Consider the following 20,110-nt stretch of genomic DNA (forward strand, 5'->3'; position numbering starts at 1 on the left):
CCTTCCTATTGATCCACCCAGTCCCGTCCATGCCGATTCCCGAGAGGAGCCCTGTGCCCGCGCAGTCCAGCCAGCACGTGCTCCGGCCGACCCAGCCGCGGTCGACGTCGCTGTCCACCGTGCTGGCCATGACCGGTGCCGGCTCGTCGCGAGCCGACCTCGCGCAGATCCAGGTCACCGGCATCGAGCAGCGCTCGCATGCGGTGCAACCAGGTGATCTGTTCGCCGCACTGCCCGGCGCGCAGGCGCACGGCGCCCGTTTCGCGCGCGATGCCGTAGCACGAGGTGCGGTCGCGGTCTTCACCGATCCGGCCGGTGCCGAATCGGTGGGTGAGCTCGGTGTGCCGGTGCTGGTGCGCGAGCAGCCCAGGTCGGTGCTCGGCGAGCTTTCCGGCGCGCTCTACGGCAATCCGTCCGAGCAACTGCGCATCGTCGGCATTACCGGCACCTCGGGCAAGACGACCACCGCATATCTGGTGGAGGCCGGGCTGACCGCCAGCGGCCTGTCCACGGCGCTGATCGGCACCATCGAAACCAGGATCGGCGGTCGCCGGGTGCCGAGCGCATTGACCACGCCCGAGGCGCCACAGTTGCACGCCATGTTCGCGCTGATGGTCGAGCAGGGTGTGGACGCGGTCGTGATGGAGGTTTCCAGCCATGCGCTGGCGCTGGGCCGGGTGGACGGCGTGCGCTTCGCGGTGGGCGCGTTCACCAATCTTTCCCAGGACCACCTGGACTTCCACGCCGACTTCGAGGATTACTTCGCCGCCAAGCGCAGGCTTTTCGAATCGGAGTCGCCGGTCGCCGCGCACACGTCGGTCATCTGCGTCGATGACGAATGGGGACAGCGCCTCGCCGCCGATCTCGCGAACCCCATCACCGTATCCACCACCGGTTCCGGCACCTGGCAGCTGTCCGGCGAGGTAGCCGCGCACGGCGGTGAGCAGGAATTCACCGCCGCCGGACCGCAGGCGAATGTCGATGTGCGCCTGCGGCTTCCGGGGCGCTACAACATCGCCAACGGGCTGCTCGCGGTCGCGGTGTGCACCGCCGCCGGAGTGGATCCCGCCGTCGCCGCGCCCGCACTGGCCACCGTCGACGTGCCGGGCCGAATGCAACGGGTCGAGCGCGGCCAGGATTTCCTGGCCATCGTGGACTACGCGCACAAGCCGGCGGCGGTGGAGTCGGTGATCGCCACGCTGCGCGGGCATCTGGCGGCGGGAGCGACGGGCCCGGAGGAGGTAGCGGAACGTGGCCACGGAGGGCGCCGCGAATCCCGCACTGCCGCCGGTACCAGTGGTCGGCTGGCCGTGGTCGTCGGTGCGGGCGGCGACCGGGACGCGGGAAAGCGACCGCTCATGGGTGCGGCCGGTGCGCGCGGCGCCGATCTGCTGATCATCACCGATGACAATCCGCGCAGCGAGGATCCGGCTGCGATCCGTGCCGCGCTGCGGCAAGGCGCGTTGGCGGTTCCCGCGCCCGAACGCGGCGAGGTGCGCGAAATCGGGGACCGGGCCGCGGCTATCGCCGCCGCCGTCGACTGGGCCCGTCCCGGCGACGTGGTGCTGGTGGCGGGTAAGGGACATGAGGCAGGGCAGGAGATCCAGGGTGTGAAGCATCCATTCGACGACCGCGAGGTGCTCGCGGCGGCTCTGGAGCGACGGGAGCGGGGCCCGCAGGACGACAACACTGAGCAGAGTCCGCAGAGGTCGGACGCGGAGGACTTGACGGTTTCATGATCGAGATGACACTGCGGGAGATCGCGGAGGTCGTCGGCGGCACGCTGCACGACACCCCCGACCCGGAGGTGACGGTAACGGGTTCGGTCGAATTCGATTCGCGCCGAATCGGTTCCGGAGATCTTTTCCTGGCCCTGCCCGGCGAGCACGCCGACGGCCACGACTATGCGAAGGCCGCCGTCGGCGCCGGTGCGGTCGCGGTGCTCGCGGCCCGCCCGGTGGGCGTGCCCGCGATCGTGGTGACTCCCAGTCCGGGCACCGTGCCTGCGAAATCCGTTGCGCTGACGGGTGATTCGGATGGGTCAGGGGCGGCGGTACTGGCCGCGCTCGCTACGCTCGCCCAGGTGAGCGTCGAACGTCTATCCGCGGCAGGCGGACTCACCGTGGTCGGGGTGACCGGTTCCTCGGGCAAGACCTCGACCAAGGATCTGCTCGCGGCCGTGCTCACACCGCTCGGTCCGGTCGTCGCACCGCCCGGTTCGTTCAACAACGAACTCGGCCATCCGTGGACCGCGCTGCGCGCCGATGCCGACACCCGCTTCCTGGTGTTGGAACTGTCCGCGCGCGGTCCGGGTCATATCGCCGCGCTCGCACGGGTCGCGCCGCCGAAGATCGGTGTCGTGCTCAACGTCGGCACCGCCCATCTCGGTGAGTTCGGCAGCCGCGACGCGATCGCGCAGACCAAGGGCGAACTCGTCGAGGCACTGCCGTCATCGGGGCTCGCGGTACTCAATGCCGACGATCCACAGGTGGCCGCGATGGCTACCCGCACGCGGGCCCGCGTGGTGATGGTCGGCCAGGCGAGCAGTGCCGAAATCCGCGCCACCGATGTGCATCTCGATACCGAGGCACGCGCGGGCTTCACCCTGCACACGAGTAAGGGCAGCATCCCGGTGCGGCTCGCCGTGCACGGCGAACACCAGGTCGGCAATGCGCTCTCCGCCGCGGCCGTCGCGCTCGAATGCGGTGCGGACCTCGACACCATCGCGCAGGCACTCGGCGGCGCACAGGCCGCATCGGCCCGCCGCATGGATGTGCGGACCACGGCCGACGGCATCACCGTTGTCAACGACTCCTACAACGCCAATCCGGATTCGGTGCGCGCCGCACTCAAGGCGCTGGTGACCATGTCACGTGCGGGCGACACCCCGCGCCGCAGCTGGGCCGTACTCGGCGAAATGGGTGAGCTGGGCGAGGAATCCGTCATCGAACACGACCGAATCGGCCGCCTCGCGGTGCGCCTCGATGTTTCCCGGCTGATCGTGGTCGGTACCGGAAGGCCATCCCACGCGATGCACCAGGGCGCGGTAATGGAAGGCTCGTGGGGCGAGGAGTCGATCCTCGTGCCCGATATCGGCGCGGCCATCGCGCTGCTCGACAACGAGGTCGAGCCGGGCGATGTGGTGCTGGTCAAAGCGTCCAAGGCGGTCGGACTGTGGGCGGTCGCAGAACATCTGACCTGCGCGGAACGTGCGGGAACCAGTGGTAGCACGGAGGCGCGAGGCGTGAGCGAGCGAACCAAAGGCACAGCGGCCATCGGCCGAACGACGGAGCCGAGCGTCAGCGAGGCGGAGTCGTGAGCGAGCGGAGCGAGCGAACCATGGGCACAGCGGCATTCTGCCGAACGACTGAGCCGAGCGTCAGCGAGGCTCAGTCGTGAGGCAGATTCTGTTCGCGGCGGGGATCGCGTTGGCGGTCTCCATCCTGCTGACGCCGCTGTTGATACGGATCTTCGCCAGGCAGGGCTTCGGCCAGGAGATCCGGGTCGACGGTCCGGCCAGTCATCAGGCCAAGCGCGGCACCCCGACCATGGGTGGTGTGGCCATCCTGGTCGGCATGTGGGCCGGCTACCTCGGCTCACATCTGATCGGCATCGGCTACGACGCCGACGGGCCGTCCGCCTCGGGCATTCTGGTGCTCGGGCTGACCACCGCACTCGGTGTGGTCGGCTTCCTCGACGACTTCATCAAGCTGCGCAAGCAGCGCAATCTGGGGCTGTCGGCGGCGGGCAAGTACGTCGGTCAGATCAGCGCGGCGGTCATCTTCGGTGTGCTTGCCCTGCAGTTCCGCGGTGGCAACGGGTTGACTCCGGCCAGTAGGCATCTGTCCTATGTCCGCGATATCACCACGGTGTCGATGGGCGTGATCATCTTCCTGTGCTGGGTCTGTCTGCTGGTCGTGGCCTGGTCGAATGCGGTGAATCTGACCGACGGCCTGGACGGTCTGGCCGCGGGTTCGATGAGCTTGGTACTCGGCGCCTACGTGATCATCACGTTCTGGCAGTACCGCAATGCCTGCGCGACGATTCCGGAGGCGGGCTGCTACAACGTGCGCGATCCGCTGGATCTGGCGCTGGTCTGTGCCTCGGCCGCCGCCGCGTGTGTGGGCTTCCTGTGGTGGAATGCCGCGCCCGCCAAGATATTCATGGGCGATACCGGTTCACTTGCCCTGGGCGGCATGCTCGCGGGTCTGTCCATCACGACCCGCACCGAACTGCTGATGGTAGTGATCGGCGCGCTGTTCGTCGCCGAAACCGCCTCGGTGGTGCTGCAGGTCGCGGTGTACCGCACAACCCGCAACCGGCTATTCAAGATGGCGCCGTTCCACCATCACTTCGAACTCAGCAAGTGGGCCGAGACTACGGTGATTATTCGGTTCTGGCTGTTGGCGGCCATGGCGTCGGCGGTCGGACTCGGCCTGTTCTACAGCGAATATCTCTCAGCGGTCGGGTGAAGTAGCGATGGTCGAACATTCTCCGCGGGCCCTGCGAACACCGGGGCCCATGCTCGAATTCCTGCGTGGCCGTGAGGTTCTGGTGGCCGGATGGGGTGTCTCCGGTCGGTCGTTGATCGAACCGCTGCGCGATATCGGCGCGCGTCCGGTGGTCACCGACGGCGGTGCCGCGGCATTGGCCGAGGCGGCCGAGCTCGGCCTGGACATCGCGACCTGTACCGAATTGGAGGCCGCGGACTGGAGCCGCTTCGCGCTGGTCATCACCAGTCCGGGCTGGCGGCCGGATTCACCGGTGCTCGCCGCCGCGGTGACCGAGGGCACCCCGGTCTGGGGCGATGTCGAATTCGCCTGGTGGGTCGACCAGGCCAGGATCTACGGTCCGGTCCGCAAATGGCTGGTGGTGACCGGCACCAACGGCAAGACCACCACCACATCGATGGTGCACTCCATCCTGCGCGCGGCCGGCATCGCCAGTGTCGCCTGCGGCAATATCGGGCTGCCGATCCTGGATGCGCTGCGCCGCAATCCCGGTCCGCAGGTGCTGGCCGTCGAACTGTCCTCGTTCCAATTGCATTGGGCGCCTTCGGTGCGGCCGGAGGCCGGTGTAGTGCTGAACGTCGCCGAGGACCACCTGGATTGGCACGGTGGCCTCGATGCCTACGCCGCTGCGAAGTCCAGGGCACTGTATGGCCGTGTCGGTGTCGTCGGACTCGACGATCCGGTGGCCGCCTCGCTGGCCCGGCGCAGTAAGGCGCGCCGGACGGTCGGCTTCCGGATCGGAGTACCCGCCGACGGTGAACTCGGTGTCGTGGACGGCAAACTGCTCGACCGCGCCTTCACCAAGGCCGCCATCCTGGCCGAGGTCGGCGATATCAGCCCCAAGGGACCCGCCGGTGTCGCCAACGCACTCGCCGCCGCCGCGCTGACCAGGGCCATCGATGTGGCACCGCAGTTCGTGCGGGAAGGTCTCATCGAGCACAAGGTCGGTCCGCATCGGGCCGCATTCGTGCGCGAGGTGGCCGGGGTCGAATTCATCGATGACTCCAAGGCCACCAATCCGCATGCCGCCCGCTCCTCGATTCTCGGTCACCCGCAGGTGATCTGGATCGCCGGTGGGCAGTTGAAGGGGGCGTCGGTCGAGGATCTGGTCGAGGAGGTCGCCGATCGTCTCGTCGCCGCCGTGCTGATCGGGGCCGACGCGCCGGTGATCGCGGCCGCATTGGCGCGACACGCGCCCGAGGTCCCGGTTGTCGAGGTCCGAGCGGGAGACCATGCAGGCATGGGTGACGCCGGTATCGATGAGACCGCGGCCGATGCCGTCATGGCGCGGGCCGTGCAGGCCGCGGCCGGGTTCGCCCGTGCCGGGGACGCCGTACTGCTGGCTCCGGCCGCGGCCTCTTTGGATATGTTCGCCGACTACACCCACCGCGGGCGCAGTTTCGCCGCGGCGGTGGCCGCGCTGGAAGACGGTGACATCGGGCGGCCTCTATGACCGAGACGACACGGCGGAATCGGCTGGCGGCCACCAAATTCGGCGCCTGGCTGGCACGCCCGCTCGCGTCGTTCCATCTCGTCGTCACGATAGCGACACTGCTGACGGTGCTCGGTCTGGTCATGGTGTTGTCGGCATCGAGCGTCGAGGCGTACGTCGACGGCGGGTCGGCGTATTCGCTGTTCATCCAGCAGGCCATGTTCGCCGCGATCGGCGCGGTGCTGTTCTATCTGGCGCTGCGGATTTCGCTGCGCCGACTGCGGCAGTGGTCGTTTCCGCTGTTCGCGATCTCGGTGCTGGCGCTGTTGCTGGTGCTGATTCCCGGCATCGGCTCCGAGGTGCAGGGCGCGCGGCGCTGGTTCTTCATCGGGCCGATCTCGGTGCAGCCGTCGGAGATCGTGAAGGTGACGCTGGTGGTGTGGGGTGCGCATCTGCTCGCCTCGCGTCGCTCGGAACAGGCCGCACTCAAGGACATTCTGGTGCCGCTGGTGCCTGCCGGTCTGCTGGTATGTCTGCTCGTCGTGTTGGAGCCGAACCTGTCGACCACCATCGCGCTTGGCATCGTGCTCGCCGCACTGCTGTGGTTCGGTGGGCTGCCGGTGCGGCTGTTCGTCACCATCGCGATTTCGGGCGTGATCGCCGCGGGCGTCCTCGCGCTGTCCGCGGGTTATCGGTCGGACCGGATGCGCGCCTTCTTCAATCCGGGCGACGATCCGCAGGGCATCAATTATCAAGCGCGCCAGGCGCTGTACTCGCTGGCCGACGGCGGGATCTGGGGTCGCGGCCTCGGCCAGAGCCGCGCCAAATGGCAGTACCTGCCGAATGCGCACAATGACTTCATCTTCGCCATCATCGGCGAGGAACTCGGATTCCTCGGCTGCGCACTGGTTCTGGGCCTGTTCGCGCTGTTCGTCTACACCGGCCTGCGCATCGCAAGCCGTTCGGTTGATCCGTTCCTGCGGTTGCTCACCGCGACCGCGACGACCTGGATCACCGGCCAGGCGCTGATCAATATCGGCTATGTGGTCAACCTGCTCCCGGTAACCGGTCTGCAGCTGCCGCTGGTTTCGGCGGGCGGTTCGTCGCTGGCGATCACCCTGTTCATGTTCGGCATCATCGCCAATGCGGCCCGACACGAGCCCGAGGCAATCGCGGCACTGCAGGCCGGACAGGACGGCAGGGTCAGCCGACTGCTGCGACTGCCCAAGCCGGAGGTGTATTCACCGGCCAAAGCGGATGCGGCACGTGCCCGCTCGGCCGCGGCCAAGGCCAGGGCTGCCGAACAGCGGGCGCGGTCCGATCGGGCCAAGGCCGACCGGGCGCGGTCCGCGCTGCCGCAGGGGCGGCGGACCCAGTCCGAACCCGGTCGACGGCGGGCGCCCGAGAGCCGGGGGACCAGTTCATTGCGGGCGACCAGGGCGTGGGAGCCGAGCTATCCGATAAACCATGCGAGAGATCGGGGAAGATCCAGGTGAGTGCGGAGCGACCCGGCAAAACACTGTCGGTAATCGTCGCGGGCGGTGGTACCGCGGGACATATCGAGCCCGCGCTGGCCGTCGCCGACGCGTTACGGCGACTCGACGATTCGATCCGGGTCACCGCGCTCGGCACCGAACGCGGACTCGAGACCAAACTGGTGCCCGAGCGCGGATATCCGCTGGAGTTGATCCCGCCGGTTCCGCTGCCGCGCAAGCCGACCGCGGATCTGCTGCGGCTGCCCGGCCGTGTCCGGGCTTCGGTGGCCAGGACCAGGGCGGTCATCGATGCGGTCGAGGCCGATGTGATCGTCGGTTTCGGCGGCTATGTCGCGCTGCCCGCCTACCTCGCGGCCGGACGCGGTGCGCTCGGTCGCAGGCGCGCGGTGCCGGTGGTGGTACACGAGGCGAATGCGAAAGCCGGAATCGCCAATAAGGTCGGTGCCAGGCGCGCGGTCAGAGTACTCGCCGCGGTACCCGATTCGGGTCTGGCCAAGGCCGAGGTCATCGGCATTCCGGTGCGCGGGTCCATTACCTCGCTGGATCGGGCCGCGTTGCAGGCCGAGGCCCGTGCCCATTTCGGTCTGCCTGCCGAGGAGCCGGTGCTGCTGGTCTTCGGTGGCTCGCAGGGCGCGGTCTCCTTGAACAAGGCGATCTCCGGCGCGGCGCCGCAGCTGGCCGCGGCGGGCGTCTCGGTGCTGCACGCGCACGGCCCGAAGAACACCCTCGAGATCCCGGATGCGGAGGAGGGTGGGGCGCGGTACATCGCCGTACCGTATCTTTCCCGGATGGACCTGGCCTATGCCGCCGCCGACGCGGTCGTCTGCCGCTCCGGTGCGATGACCGTCGCCGAGGTGTCGGCGGTCGGCCTGCCCGCGTTCTACGTACCGCTGCCGCACGGCAATGGTGAGCAGGAACTCAATGCCAGGCCGATTGTGCGCCAGGGTGGTGGCAGAATCGTTCCCGATGCCGAGCTGACCCCGAAATACGTGATCGACGAGGTGATACCGCTGCTGACCGACCGCGCAAGGCTGATCGAAATGAGTCTGTCCGCCGCAGGCGCCGGGCACCGCGACGCCGCCGACGAGCTGGCGCGCATTGTCGTCGAGGTGAGCGGCCGATGACCGCGGGAGCCGATGCCACCGAATCCGGGGCGGTCGAATCCGGCGCCGACGAGGCGCGCTCGGCCCTGCCGCCCGAATTGGCGCGGGTGCACATGGTCGGGATCGGCGGGGCGGGCATGTCCGGGATCGCCCGGATCCTGCTCTCGCGCGGTGGCTCGGTCTCCGGTTCCGATGCCAAGGAGAGCCGCGGTGTGCTCGCGCTGCGGGCCCGCGGCGCGCAGGTGCGCATCGGGCACGATGCCAGCGCCCTCGATCTGCTGCCCGGTGGTCCGACCGCGGTGGTCACCACCTATGCCGCCATCCCGAAGACCAATCCCGAACTGGTCGAGGCGCATCGGCGCGATATTCCGGTGCTGTTGCGCCCCGCCGTACTCGCCTCGCTGATGCGGGGACATCGCACGCTGCTGGTGTCGGGCACGCACGGCAAGACTTCGACCACCTCCATGCTGATCGTCTCGCTGCAGCACTGCGGATTCGATCCGTCCTTCGCGGTCGGCGGCGAACTGAACGAGGCGGGCACCAATGCCCACCACGGCACCGGCGAGATCTTCGTCGCCGAGGCCGACGAGAGCGACGGATCCCTGCTGCAATACGACCCGGACGTCGCCGTGGTCACGAATATCGAATCCGATCACCTGGATTTCTTCGGTTCCGATGCGGCCTACGTCCAGGTGTTCGACGATTTCGCCGATCGCCTCGGCCCCGGCGGGCTGCTGGTGGTGTGTCTGGACGACCCAGGTTCGCGGGCGTTGGCCGAGCGGGTCGCTGGGCGGTTGGCGGAGCGCAACATTCGGGTGCTCGGCTACGGATCGGGTGACCTGTCCGACGCGCCGGTGCCGGTCGGTGTGCGGCTGCACAGTTGGGAGCCGCGCGATGTCGGCGGGCTGGCCCAGTTCCAGCTCGCCGATGAGCCCGCCCCGCGCACCCTGCGGCTCGCGGTGCCCGGTCGGCATATGGCGTTGAACGCGCTGGCGGCGCTGCTCGCCGCGCGCGCCGCCGGTGCGGATGTGGACGAAATCGTCCAGGGGCTGGAGGGTTTCGGCGGTGTGCACCGACGGTTCCAGTTCGTGGGCCGGGAAAACGGCGTGCGCGTCTTCGACGATTACGCCCATCACCCGACCGAGGTGCGCGCGGTACTCGGTGCGGCCGCGGAGCTGGTGCAGCAGGAGGCCCGCGACGGCGCGCGCTCCCGACAGGGCCGGGTCATCGTGGTGTTCCAGCCGCACCTCTACAGTCGCACCGCCACCTTCGCCCAGGATTTCGGGGCGGCGTTGAGCCTTGCCGACGAGGTCGTCGTGCTCGATGTCTACGGTGCGCGGGAGAAGCCGCTGCCCGGCGTCAATGGCGCACTTGTCGCACAAGCTGTCATCAAACCCGTGCACTACCAGCCGGATATGTCGCGGGTCGGTCGTCAGGCAGCGGGCCTGACGTTGCCCGGCGATGTGGTGATCACCATGGGCGCGGGCGATGTGACGATGCTCGGCAGCCAGATTCTCGATGGGCTGCGAGCGCGTCCGCAATACGGGCGGTGACCCGCGATGCGAACCGCGGGTGAGTGGTTCGACCGGGCACACCGGGGTCGCCTGCGCCGGTGGAGTTTGCTCGGCGTGTGCGTCCTTACCGTTGTCCTCGTACTGGCCTGGTTCACCCCGGTGCTTTCGGTGAGCACAGTCGAGATCGACGGTTTGGTCGCGGTGCCCGAGGAACAGGTGCGCGACAGACTCGAGATCCCGTCCGCCCGCTCGATGTTGCGCATCGACACCGATGCGATGGCTCAGCGGGTGGCGAGCATTCCGAAGGTCCGCACCGCACGGGTGCAGCGCGTATTTCCGTCCACCGTCAGGGTGACGGTGGTGGAGCGCGCGCCAGTACTGTTCTGGGACAGTCCGCAAGGCGCGCATCTGATGGATGCGGAGAGTGTGGAGTTCGCGATCGAAGACGCGCCCATCGGTGTTCCGAAACTCACCGCCGAACATCCCGGCGGCGCCGATCCGGTCACCCGTGCCGCGGTGTCGGTTCTGTCGGTATTGCCCTCGGCGCTGGTCGTGCAAGTGGACGAGGTTGTCGCGCGGTCGATTTCGAATATTTCACTGAACCTGCGTGACGGTCGCACGGTATTGTGGGGAGGAACTAATGACGCGGAACGCAAGGCGGCCGTGGTGATGCCGCTGTTGACCCGCGATGGAACGGTGTTCGATGTTTCGAGTCCGAATCTGGTCACGGTAAAGTGATCGATACCCATTGTGCCCAGGGGTTTTTCGATGGAACTGTGACCGCAGTGGGAACAGCCCAGCGAGACCGCGGGTTCGGGGGCAACCGTTCACGATACGACGTGTTGCGCGGCGAGACGAGAGGGATCACACAAGATTCTGTCAGTCGTTTCGGCGCGCCTGCGCGCCTATCGCGGCGGCTGCGAATAGCGTTCCGCAGCAGTCGGATACTTGACATAACGCTAACCCTATGGTTGAGCTTTAGGGTTTGCCCGGACTTGCCGAAGACCGAATGTCGAGAATTCGAAAACGACAGACTTAGATCGAAGGAAGGCGAGAGCCCATGACGCCCCCGCACAACTACCTTGCTGTGATCAAGGTCGTCGGTATCGGCGGCGGCGGCGTGAATGCCGTCAACCGGATGATCGAACAGGGACTCAAGGGAGTCGAGTTCATCGCGGTCAACACCGACGCGCAGGCGCTGCTGATGAGCGATGCCGACGTCAAACTCGACGTCGGCCGTGAGCTCACGCGCGGTCTGGGCGCTGGTGCCGACCCGGAGGTCGGCCGCAAGGCCGCCGAGGATCACAAGGACGAGATCGAAGAGGTGCTCAAGGGCGCCGATATGGTCTTCGTCACCGCGGGTGAGGGCGGTGGCACCGGTACCGGTGGCGCACCCGTCGTCGCGAGCATCGCGCGCAAACTCGGCGCGCTCACCATCGGTGTGGTCACGAGGCCGTTTTCCTTCGAGGGCAAGCGGCGTGGCAATCAGGCCGAAGTGGGCATCAACCTGCTGCGCGAATCCTGCGACACGCTGATCGTCATCCCGAACGATCGACTGCTGCAGCTCGGCGATGCGGCGGTCAGCCTGATGGACGCCTTCCGCTCCGCCGATGAGGTGCTGCTCAACGGTGTGCAGGGCATTACCGACCTGATCACCACCCCGGGTCTGATCAATGTCGACTTCGCCGACGTGAAGAGCGTGATGTCCGGTGCGGGAAGCGCTTTGATGGGTATCGGTTCGGCGCGCGGGGAGGGCCGTTCGGTCAAGGCCGCCGAATCGGCGATCAATTCGCCACTGCTCGAGGCGTCAATGGATGGTGCGCACGGCGTGCTGCTCTCGATCGCGGGCGGTTCGGATCTGGGTCTGTTCGAAATCAACGAGGCGGCCTCGCTGGTGCAGGAGGCCGCGCATATCGAGGCGAATATCATCTTCGGTACCGTCATCGACGATTCACTCGGCGATGAGGTTCGCGTCACGGTGATCGCCGCCGGTTTCGACGGCGGCGGTCCGGCTCGGCGCACCTTCGAGGCGGGCCGCGGTGCGATCGGCTCGGGCCGGGCCGGTGAGATCGGCCAGACCAGCCGGACCAGTGAGATCGCCGCGTCCGCGCGCACCGAAACCGCTTCCACCGCAGGTCAAACCGGCTCGACTCGGGGCGCGGTGCCCAGCTACCGGGATTCCGAGCGGGCCCGCACGCTGGCCGAGCCGACTGTCACGCACAATACGCGCTCGCATATCGAGCCGCCCGATACCGATGACGACGACGATGTCGACGTGCCGTCGTTCATGCGCCGGTAGGCACGAGCTACGCGGTCGGCCGGCTGGCACACTGGGCGGTATGCCCACGGAACAACAGATCTGGTACGCACATGGGTAACTCGTCGAGTACGCCCAGCACCCAGCTGATCGCAGGACCGCCGGCCCGCGACGGTGATGTTGATGCGCCCGACGTCCGGCAAAAGGTCCGAGGAGGCGGGGGAGCCGTTCGACGAGTGACCACCACCAGGGCGGGCGGTTTCTCGGCGCCGCCATACGATTCGTTCAATCTCGGGGATCATGTGGGGGACGACCCGGCGGCCGTACAGCGGAACCGGGACCGGCTGGCCGCGGGGATCGGCCTGACACCGGATCGGTTCGTGTGGATGGAACAGATCCACGGGCGCAATGTGGAAATCATCGATGGGCCGCGGGATGCGCCGGTGCCTGCCACCGACGCGTTGGTGACGACCGTGCCGGGTCTGGCACTGGTGGTGCTCACCGCGGACTGCGTACCGATCCTGCTATCCGATGACGAGGCGGGCGTGATCGCGGCCGTGCACGCCGGTCGGATCGGCGCGCGCATCGGCATCGTGCCGCGCGTCCTGGACGCGATGGTTTCGGCCGGTGCCCGCATCGACCGGATCGGTGCGTTCCTGGGCCCGGCCGCATCGGGTCGTCAATACGAGGTGCCCGCCGCGATGCGCGCAGATGTCGAGGCGCATCTGCCCGGCAGCGCGACAACCACCGTGCGCGGCACGCCCGGACTCGACCTGCGCGCCGGAATCAACAGACAGCTGACCGAGGCCGGAATCGGCGGAGTCGCCATCGACCCGCGCTGCACGATCGAGGACAAGACGCTGTTCAGTCATCGCCGCGGCGCACCGACCGGGCGCATCGCCGGTGTCATCTGGATGCAGGCGGACGCATGAGTACGGAATCCATTGCGGCCGAGGCCATGGACGGCCGTACCGCCGAACTCGCCGCGAATCTCGCCGATCTGAACAAGCGAATCGGCGCGGCTTGTCATGCGGCCGGGCGTGATCCGGGCTCGGTGCGGCTGCTGCCCGTGACGAAGTTCTTCCCGGCCGCCGATATCGCCATCCTGCACCGCTTGGGCTGCAGGGAATTCGGCGAGTCCAGGGAGCAGGAGGCCACCGCGAAGGTCGCCGAATTGGCCGACCTCGCGCAGGTGCGCTGGCACATGATCGGTCGGCTGCAGCGCAACAAGGCCAGGATCGTCGCGCGCTGGGCACATACCGTGCATTCGGTCGACAGCGAACGTCTGGCAACAGCCCTTGACACCGCGGCGCGGGCCGCCCTCGACGCCGGGGAGCGCGATGAACCGGTTCGCGTCTTGGTCCAGGTGAGCCTGGACGAGGATCCGGGGCGTGGTGGCGTCGCCCCGGAAGATCTTGTGGCACTGACCGATCGGGTGGCCACCGCACCCGGACTGCAGTTCGCGGGCCTGATGGCGATTCCCCCGCTCGACGCCGTGCCCGACGATGCTTTTGCGCGCCTTGCACATTTGCACGCACTGGTGCGCACGGACCATCCCGAAGCGACCGAACTCTCCGCGGGCATGTCGAACGATCTGGAATCGGCGATCGAACACGGTTCTACCTGTGTGCGTGTCGGTACCGCTTTGATGGGCGCTCGACCGATAACCTCGGCGTAGCAAAGAAACCTCATCAGTCACATTCGACACATATGCTGGGACTGGAGAGGACTGAGCAAGACTTCAACACCCGGCCGCCACCGGGGCCGAAGGAAGGTCTATGAAATGAGCACGCTGCACAAGTTCAAGGCGTACTTCGGCATGGTTCCGCTCGAGGATTACGAAGACGACTATGTCGCCGAACCCGCCCCTCGGGGCATGGACGAGCGCGGCTCACGTCGGCCCCGACCCCGTGACTATTCCGAGCGCGCCGGTTACGGCGCGGACCGGTATGCCGACGACCGCTACGACGACGAGCCGGATTACCCTGAGCCGGCGTACAAGTCGCCGTACAAGGCGGGATACCCGGTGTCTCGGCGCGACGATTATGTCGACGAGCCTTATACGGACGACCGCTACGACGCGCGGCCGCGTCCCACCAGGATCGATGCCGCACCGGGCGCGTCTCGATTCCGTGCGGGCGGTAATGCGCCGATGCTGCGGGGAGCCACCAGGGGTGCGCTCGCCGTCGATCCCGAGGCCGAGGAGCGGCGGCTGGAGGAGCGCGTGCGCCCCGAGCCCGCACCCGCACGCCGGCCGGGGATCTTCGAGGACGGAGGTCCCTTGTCCAAGATCACGACGCTGCGCCCGCGCGACTACAGCGAGGCCCGCATCATCGGTGAACGCTTCCGCGAGGGCAACCCGGTGATCATGGATCTGGTCGAGCTGAGCAATGCCGACGCGAAGCGGCTGGTCGACTTCGCCGCCGGCCTCGCCTTCGCTCTGCGTGGCTCATTCGACAAGGTCGCGACCAAAGTGTTCCTGCTCTCACCCGCCGATGTCGATGTCTCGGCCGAAGAACGTCGCAGGATCGCCGAAACCGGCTTCTACAACCAGAAATAGCGCTTCTGATCCGGGGGTTCTGTTAGACCCGTTGCGTATCGGGCTGACGTTTTCGAGCGACCTGCGAGTCGTCGCCAGCGGTGTGGTCACTTTGCGCGGCGCGGATTTTGGGGCAGAGTAAGGTCGTGGCCTTGTTTGCGGTGCTCTACTTCGTGCTGTTCATCTTCTGGCTGTTGTTGATCAGCCGAGTGATCGTCGAGTTCATCCGTAGCTTTGCCCGAGACTGGCGCCCGAGTGGGTTCGTCGTCGTGATCCTCGAGGTGATCTTCACGATCACTGATCCTCCGGTGAAACTCCTGAGGCGGTTGATACCACCGGTGTCATTGGGAGGAATTCGGCTCGATCTGTCGATTATGGTCCTGCTTTTCGTCGTCTTCATCTCGATGACGTTTGTGGGCGGCCACGCCGACGGGTAGCCCAGGTGTGACAGAATGAACCGAGAAGATAGCTTGCTAGATCTGCTAGATCTCCAAAAGACGCGCGAAGGGATCCTTCCATGCCGCTGACCCCAGCCGATGTGCACAACGTCGCGTTCAGCAAACCGCCGATCGGGAAGCGCGGCTACAACGAGGATGAGGTGGACGCGTTCCTGGATCTCGTGGAACAGGAGCTCTCGCGTCTGATCGAGGAGAACGCTGACCTGCGCCAGCGGGTTGCCGAACTCGATGCGGAACTGGCAGATGCCAAGAAGAATCGCGGTCCGGCCAATGCGAATGCGGTGAAAGCGCCGGTTCAGCAAGCTCCGCCACCGCAACCCGAGCCCATCAAGCCACCGGTTCAGCAGGCGCCGCCGCCACCTCCGATGCCGGTCGCGGTACCGGTAGCCAAGGATGCGCCGAGTGCCGACGCGAATCTGCAGGCGGCCAAGGTACTCAGCCTCGCCCAGGAGATGGCGGACCGGCTGACCAGCGATGCAAAGCTCGAAGCCGAGAATCTGCTGTCGAATGCGCGGGCAAATTCCGAACGTCTGGTCGGCGATGCGCGGACCCGCTCGGAGGCGATGATCGCGGATGCCCGGCAGAAGTCGGACGCGATGCTTTCGGATGCTCAGACGCGTTCGGACAACCAGCTACGGCAGGCCAAGGAGAAGGCCGATGCGTTGCAGGCCGACGCCGAGCGCAAGCACACCGAGATCATGGCCACCATCACCCAGCAGCGCAGCGTCCTGGAGAGCCGGATCGAGCAGCTCAAGACGTTCGAGCGGGAATACCGCGTGCGGCTGAAGTCGTACCTGGAATCCCAGCTCGAGGAGCTGGAGAACCGTGGCTCGGCGGTGCCGGTGGACGGCGGCGAGGCCTTCGTCGATGCCAATACGGCGAACAATCTCGCTCCCGCCTCGTTCGCCAAGGGCGCCAAGTAATCTCGTAGTAGAGAGATATCTCCGCTGTAGTTGCTGTTCCGAGTAGCTAGAGGTACGCCGAGCCGCCTGGCATGCCTAGGGGGTCAATATGCTGGTCTTGACGCTCGTCCTTGCCGCGATCGGGTTCGCCCTGCTAGTGGCCGCGCTGACCACTGGGTCGGTGCTGTGGGCCTGGGGGTGCATCCTTGTCTGTATCGTGGGCGCTGTGCTGTTGCTGGTGAGCGCGCTTTCCATGCGCAGCTCCGATAGCGATACCGCGCCGCCACCTGGTCGGCATGCGAAACGGTAATCGTGGGCCCGACAAACTGGTTTGACCGTCCTGGTTAGAATCAAACATGTAATTGGCGTAGATCCGGCCATCACCGGGGAGTCTTCGGAAGAACGGTGCGCGGGCCGCACTCAGTAGAACCGAACGGGTGAGCCCGTCACAGCTCGAAACGAGAGGTCCTGGTTGGTCGCGCGGATCGGCGCGCCGCTCGGACAAGCGGGGTGGTACCGCGGTTTCGACGCAACCGGCGTCGTCATCGTCCCCGTGCTGACACATACGCGCCACGGCGCGGCGGCACGAGGAGACGGATCCGCGATGGCGGACGAACCTTCCAGCAGCGCATACCCGCGCGTCGATCTGGGTGCTGGCAGCGGGGCATCCTTCCCTGACCTGGAACGTCGGGTACTCGACGCCTGGGCCACCGACGACACCTTCCGCGCCAGCATCGAGAACCGTTCGGGAGCAGCGGAGTTCGTCTTCTACGACGGCCCGCCGTTTGCCAACGGGTTGCCACATTACGGACATCTACTCACCGGGTACGTCAAGGATGTGGTCCCGCGTTTCCAGACGATGCGCGGTAAGCAGGTCGATCGACGTTTCGGCTGGGACTGCCACGGATTGCCCGCGGAAATCGAAGCGGAAAAGCAGCTCGGTATCACGGACAAATCACAGATCGATGCCATGGGGCTCGCGGAATTCAACGCCGCCTGTAAATCGTCGGTACTGCGCTACACCGGGGAATGGCGTAATTATGTGACGCGTCAGGCCCGCTGGGTCGACTTCGACAACGACTACAAGACGTTGGATCTCGACTTCATGGAGTCGGTGATGTGGGCGTTCAAGTCGCTGTACGACAAGGGCCTGATCTACCAGGGTTTCCGGGTGCTGCCCTACAGCTGGTACGAACAGACCCCGCTGTCGAATCAGGAAAGCCGGCTCGACGACGCCTACCGGATGCGCCAGGATCCGGCCGTCACCGTGGATATGGTGCTGCGTGTGCCCGGCGAGCATCCGCTGCATGAACTCGACGGCACCAACGCACTGATCTGGACCACTACGCCGTGGACGCTGCCGTCGAACCTCGCGATCGCGGTACATCCGGATGTGCGCTACGTGCATGTGCGCGGCGCCGACGGCAAGCGCTACCTGCTGGCCGCCGAACGGGTTTCGCACTACGCCCGCGAATTCGGCGTCGAGCCCGAGATCCTGGGCGAGTTCGACGGTGCCGCCCTCGCGGATCTGTCCTACGCACCGCCGTTCGACTTCTTCGTCGGCCACCCCAACGCGCACCGCGTGCTGACCGCCGACTACGTGACCACCGACTCCGGCACCGGAATCGTGCACCTCGCACCGGCTTTCGGTGAGGAGGATATGGATGTCGCCAGCGCCAACGGCATCGAGCTCGTGCAGCCGCTGGATCCGGGCGGCAAGTTCACCTCGATGGTGCCGCCGTACGAGGGCCTGATGGTCTTCGACGCCAATCCGGTGATCATCAAGGATCTCAAGGCGGCCGGAAAGCTGCTGCGACACGAGACGATCGAGCACTCCTACCCGCACAGCTGGCGCTCCGGTCAGCCGCTGATCTACATGGCGGTACCGTCGTGGTTCGTCGCGGTGACCAACTTCCGCGATCGGATGGTCGAGCTGAACAAACAGATCACCTGGGTGCCCGAGCACATCCGCGACGGACAGTTCGGTAAATGGCTCGAGGGTGCGCGGGACTGGAATATCAGTCGCAACCGGTACTGGGGCAGTCCGATCCCGGTGTGGATCTCCGATGATCCGGCCTACCCGCGGATCGACGTGTACGGCTCGCTCGACGAGTTGGAGCGGGACTTCGGTGTGCGCCCGACCGATCTGCACCGTCCGACCATCGACGAGCTGACCCGGCCGAATCCGGATGATCCGACCGGCGAGTCGACCATGCGCCGGGTGCCGGAGGTGCTGGACTGCTGGTTCGATTCGGGCTCGATGCCGTATGCCCAGGTGCACTACCCGTTCGAGAACAAGGAGTGGTTCGACGGCGGCAGGAACGGCGAGGGGCACTTCCCCGGCGATTTCATCGTCGAGTACAACGGGCAGACCCGCGGCTGGTTCTACAACCTGCACGTGCTCTCGACCGCGCTGTTCGACAGTCCGGCCTTCAAAACCGTTGTCGCGCACGGCATCGTGCTCGGTGACGACGGGCTGAAGATGAGCAAGTCCAAGGGCAACTACCCGGATGTGAACGAGGTGTTCGACCGGGACGGCTCCGATGCGATGCGCTGGTTCCTGATGAGTTCGCCGGTCCTGCGCGGGGGCAATCTCATCGTCACCGAGCGCGGCATCCGCGAGGGGGTCAGCCATGCGCTGCGCCCGCTGTGGAACGCGTGGACCTTCCTGCAGCTGTACGCCTCGAAATTCGGTGTATGGCGCACGGATTCGCCGCATGTGCTGGATCGTTACATCCTGGCCAAACTGGCCGCGACCCGGGATGTGATGACCGAGGCGCTCGAGGTCTACGACATCGCCGGTGCCTGCGAGGAATTGCGTGCCTTCGCCGACGCGCTCACCAATTGGTATGTGCGCCGGTCGCGTTCGCGCTTCTGGGAGGAGGACCGGGATGCGGTCGACACACTGCATACGGTGCTCGAGGTCGTCACCCGGCTGGCCGCGCCACTGCTGCCACTGATCTCCGAGGTGATCTGGCGCGGGCTGACCGGTGAGCAGTCGGTGCACCTGGCCGATTGGCCCAAGGAGGGTGAGCTGCCGGAGGATCCGGATCTGGTCGCCGCCATGGACGAGGTCCGCGTGGTCTGCTCGACGGTGCTGAGCCTGCGCAAGGCGCAGAACCTGCGGGTGCGTCTGCCGCTGGCCGAGGTCACCATCGCCGCGCCCGATGCCGAGCGGCTGCGGCCGTTCGCCGACATCATCGCCGATGAGGTGAACGTCAAGAAGGTCGACCTGACCACCGATGTCGCCGTGCACGGCCGTTTCGAACTGGTCGTGAACGCCCGCGCCGCGGGCCCGCGCCTCGGCAAGGAAGTGCAGACGGTGATCAAGGCGGTGAAGGCGGGCGAATGGTCCGAGAACGCCGCCGGTGTGGTCACCGCGGCGGGCATCGAACTGCTGCCGGAGGAGTACACCCAGCGCTTGGTCGCGGCCGAGCCGGAGTCCACGGCGGCCCTGCCCGGCAACGCTGGCCTGGTCGTACTCGATTCGGTGGTGACCGAGGAACTCGAGGCCGAGGGCTGGGCCCGCGATGTGATCCGCGATCTGCAGGAGACGCGAAAGTCACTGGGGCTGGATGTCTCCGATCGCATCACCGTGGTGCTCGCGGTGCCCGCCGACAAGCAGAAGTGGGCACAGGTGCACCGCGACCTCATCGCGGGCGAAATCCTCGCCACCGAGCTGACTTTCGGTGATCCGGGCGTGGATGCCGCCGAAATCGTCGGTGGTGTGCGGGTGTCGATCGCGAAGGTCTGACGCGGCGGTTCGGCTGGAGCGCGGTCGCTCGGCCGGTGGTCGGGGCGGGATCTCGAGGGAGACATGGCCGCTAGGTGGGAATGGCGCCGAGTTGCTGCAACTGCGCGAAGACGTCGACGACTCCCCAGATCTCGGCGATCCGTC

Annotated in this window: 16 protein-coding genes; all 16 read left to right on the forward strand. The window is 66.7% G+C overall.

Annotated features, from left to right (window positions below; translation table 11 throughout):
* Positions 1-29: 29 nt before the first annotated feature.
* The 16 genes from AB0L58_RS40240 to ileS all read left to right on the forward strand — a co-directional run bounded on the left by AB0L58_RS40240 (position 30) and on the right by ileS (position 19,966).
* The gene (locus tag AB0L58_RS40240) at positions 30-1,739 is read left to right on the forward strand and encodes a UDP-N-acetylmuramoyl-L-alanyl-D-glutamate--2,6-diaminopimelate ligase (RefSeq protein ID WP_364396058.1); all 1,710 of its coding nucleotides are present in this window, start codon (positions 30-32) and stop codon (positions 1,737-1,739) included.
* Positions 1,736-3,319, forward strand: a complete 1,584-nt coding sequence (gene murF / locus AB0L58_RS40245) for a UDP-N-acetylmuramoyl-tripeptide--D-alanyl-D-alanine ligase (RefSeq protein ID WP_364396060.1) — start codon at positions 1,736-1,738, stop codon at positions 3,317-3,319. The genes AB0L58_RS40240 and murF overlap by 4 nt, the downstream gene beginning before the upstream one ends.
* Before the next feature lie 76 nt (positions 3,320-3,395).
* Entirely contained in the window at positions 3,396-4,472 is a 1,077-nt protein-coding gene (gene mraY, locus AB0L58_RS40250; RefSeq protein ID WP_364396063.1) for a phospho-N-acetylmuramoyl-pentapeptide-transferase, read from the forward strand.
* Positions 4,473-4,521: 49 nt separating this feature from the next.
* Entirely contained in the window at positions 4,522-5,964 is a 1,443-nt protein-coding gene (gene murD, locus AB0L58_RS40255) for a UDP-N-acetylmuramoyl-L-alanine--D-glutamate ligase (RefSeq protein WP_364396099.1), read from the forward strand.
* Entirely contained in the window at positions 5,961-7,439 is a 1,479-nt protein-coding gene (gene ftsW, locus AB0L58_RS40260; protein WP_364396064.1) for a putative lipid II flippase FtsW, read from the forward strand. Before murD ends, ftsW begins: the two co-directional genes overlap by 4 nt.
* Positions 7,436-8,563 (forward strand): undecaprenyldiphospho-muramoylpentapeptide beta-N-acetylglucosaminyltransferase, encoded by a 1,128-nt coding sequence (gene murG / locus AB0L58_RS40265; protein WP_364396065.1) that lies wholly within the window; start codon positions 7,436-7,438, stop codon positions 8,561-8,563. Before ftsW ends, murG begins: the two co-directional genes overlap by 4 nt.
* Positions 8,564-8,655: 92 nt before the next feature.
* Positions 8,656-10,095, forward strand: coding sequence for a UDP-N-acetylmuramate--L-alanine ligase (murC, locus tag AB0L58_RS40270; protein WP_364396101.1), 1,440 nt, complete (start codon positions 8,656-8,658; stop codon positions 10,093-10,095).
* 6 nt (positions 10,096-10,101) lie between these two features.
* A complete protein-coding gene (locus AB0L58_RS40275) occupies positions 10,102-10,794 on the forward strand; it encodes an FtsQ-type POTRA domain-containing protein (protein WP_364396067.1) in 693 nt (230 codons plus the stop codon).
* A gap of 322 nt (positions 10,795-11,116) precedes the next feature.
* Complete coding sequence (gene ftsZ, locus AB0L58_RS40280) at positions 11,117-12,355, forward strand: cell division protein FtsZ (protein WP_364396069.1); 1,239 nt, start codon at positions 11,117-11,119, stop codon at positions 12,353-12,355.
* Between the two features lie 194 nt (positions 12,356-12,549).
* Entirely contained in the window at positions 12,550-13,245 is a 696-nt protein-coding gene (pgeF, locus tag AB0L58_RS40285) for a peptidoglycan editing factor PgeF (RefSeq protein ID WP_364396071.1), read from the forward strand.
* Positions 13,242-13,991: a YggS family pyridoxal phosphate-dependent enzyme gene (locus AB0L58_RS40290; RefSeq protein ID WP_364396073.1), complete on the forward strand. Its 750-nt coding sequence runs from the start codon at positions 13,242-13,244 to the stop codon at positions 13,989-13,991. Before pgeF ends, AB0L58_RS40290 begins: the two co-directional genes overlap by 4 nt.
* Before the next feature lie 105 nt (positions 13,992-14,096).
* Positions 14,097-14,873: a cell division protein SepF gene (locus tag AB0L58_RS40295; RefSeq protein WP_364396075.1), complete on the forward strand. Its 777-nt coding sequence runs from the start codon at positions 14,097-14,099 to the stop codon at positions 14,871-14,873.
* A gap of 125 nt (positions 14,874-14,998) precedes the next feature.
* The gene (locus AB0L58_RS40300) at positions 14,999-15,289 is read left to right on the forward strand and encodes a YggT family protein (protein WP_040688811.1); all 291 of its coding nucleotides are present in this window, start codon (positions 14,999-15,001) and stop codon (positions 15,287-15,289) included.
* Positions 15,290-15,369: 80 nt separating this feature from the next.
* On the forward strand, positions 15,370-16,233 hold the full coding sequence (locus AB0L58_RS40305; RefSeq protein ID WP_364396077.1) for a DivIVA domain-containing protein: 864 nt from the start codon (positions 15,370-15,372) through the stop codon (positions 16,231-16,233).
* 88 nt (positions 16,234-16,321) lie between these two features.
* Complete coding sequence (locus AB0L58_RS40310; protein WP_364396079.1) at positions 16,322-16,522, forward strand: hypothetical protein; 201 nt, start codon at positions 16,322-16,324, stop codon at positions 16,520-16,522.
* A gap of 294 nt (positions 16,523-16,816) precedes the next feature.
* Positions 16,817-19,966 carry an isoleucine--tRNA ligase gene (gene ileS, locus AB0L58_RS40315; RefSeq protein WP_364396081.1) on the forward strand — a complete coding sequence of 1,050 codons (3,150 nt, stop codon included), beginning with the start codon at positions 16,817-16,819 and terminating at the stop codon, positions 19,964-19,966.
* Positions 19,967-20,110: the final 144 nt, after the last annotated feature.

It is taken from the genome of Nocardia sp. NPDC052112, from assembly GCF_040680135.1.
Classification (GTDB): domain Bacteria; phylum Actinomycetota; class Actinomycetes; order Mycobacteriales; family Mycobacteriaceae; genus Nocardia.

What these genes read in the sequence shown, in the direction of transcription:
- ftsZ (WP_364396069.1), top strand. Translation starts at nt 11,117, where the DNA reads ATGACGCCCCCGCACAACTACCTTGCTGTGATCAAGGTCGTCGGTATC.
- AB0L58_RS40305 (WP_364396077.1), top strand. Translation starts at nt 15,370, where the DNA reads ATGCCGCTGACCCCAGCCGATGTGCACAACGTCGCGTTCAGCAAACCG.
- AB0L58_RS40290 (WP_364396073.1), top strand. Translation starts at nt 13,242, where the DNA reads ATGAGTACGGAATCCATTGCGGCCGAGGCCATGGACGGCCGTACCGCC.
- ftsW (WP_364396064.1), top strand. Translation starts at nt 5,961, where the DNA reads ATGACCGAGACGACACGGCGGAATCGGCTGGCGGCCACCAAATTCGGC.
- AB0L58_RS40310 (WP_364396079.1), top strand. Translation starts at nt 16,322, where the DNA reads ATGCTGGTCTTGACGCTCGTCCTTGCCGCGATCGGGTTCGCCCTGCTA.
- AB0L58_RS40240 (WP_364396058.1), top strand. Translation starts at nt 30, where the DNA reads ATGCCGATTCCCGAGAGGAGCCCTGTGCCCGCGCAGTCCAGCCAGCAC.
- murC (WP_364396101.1), top strand. Translation starts at nt 8,656, where the DNA reads ATGGTCGGGATCGGCGGGGCGGGCATGTCCGGGATCGCCCGGATCCTG.
- murF (WP_364396060.1), top strand. Translation starts at nt 1,736, where the DNA reads ATGATCGAGATGACACTGCGGGAGATCGCGGAGGTCGTCGGCGGCACG.
- ileS (WP_364396081.1), top strand. Translation starts at nt 16,817, where the DNA reads ATGGCGGACGAACCTTCCAGCAGCGCATACCCGCGCGTCGATCTGGGT.
- murD (WP_364396099.1), top strand. Translation starts at nt 4,522, where the DNA reads ATGCTCGAATTCCTGCGTGGCCGTGAGGTTCTGGTGGCCGGATGGGGT.
- AB0L58_RS40275 (WP_364396067.1), top strand. Translation starts at nt 10,102, where the DNA reads ATGCGAACCGCGGGTGAGTGGTTCGACCGGGCACACCGGGGTCGCCTG.
- AB0L58_RS40295 (WP_364396075.1), top strand. Translation starts at nt 14,097, where the DNA reads ATGAGCACGCTGCACAAGTTCAAGGCGTACTTCGGCATGGTTCCGCTC.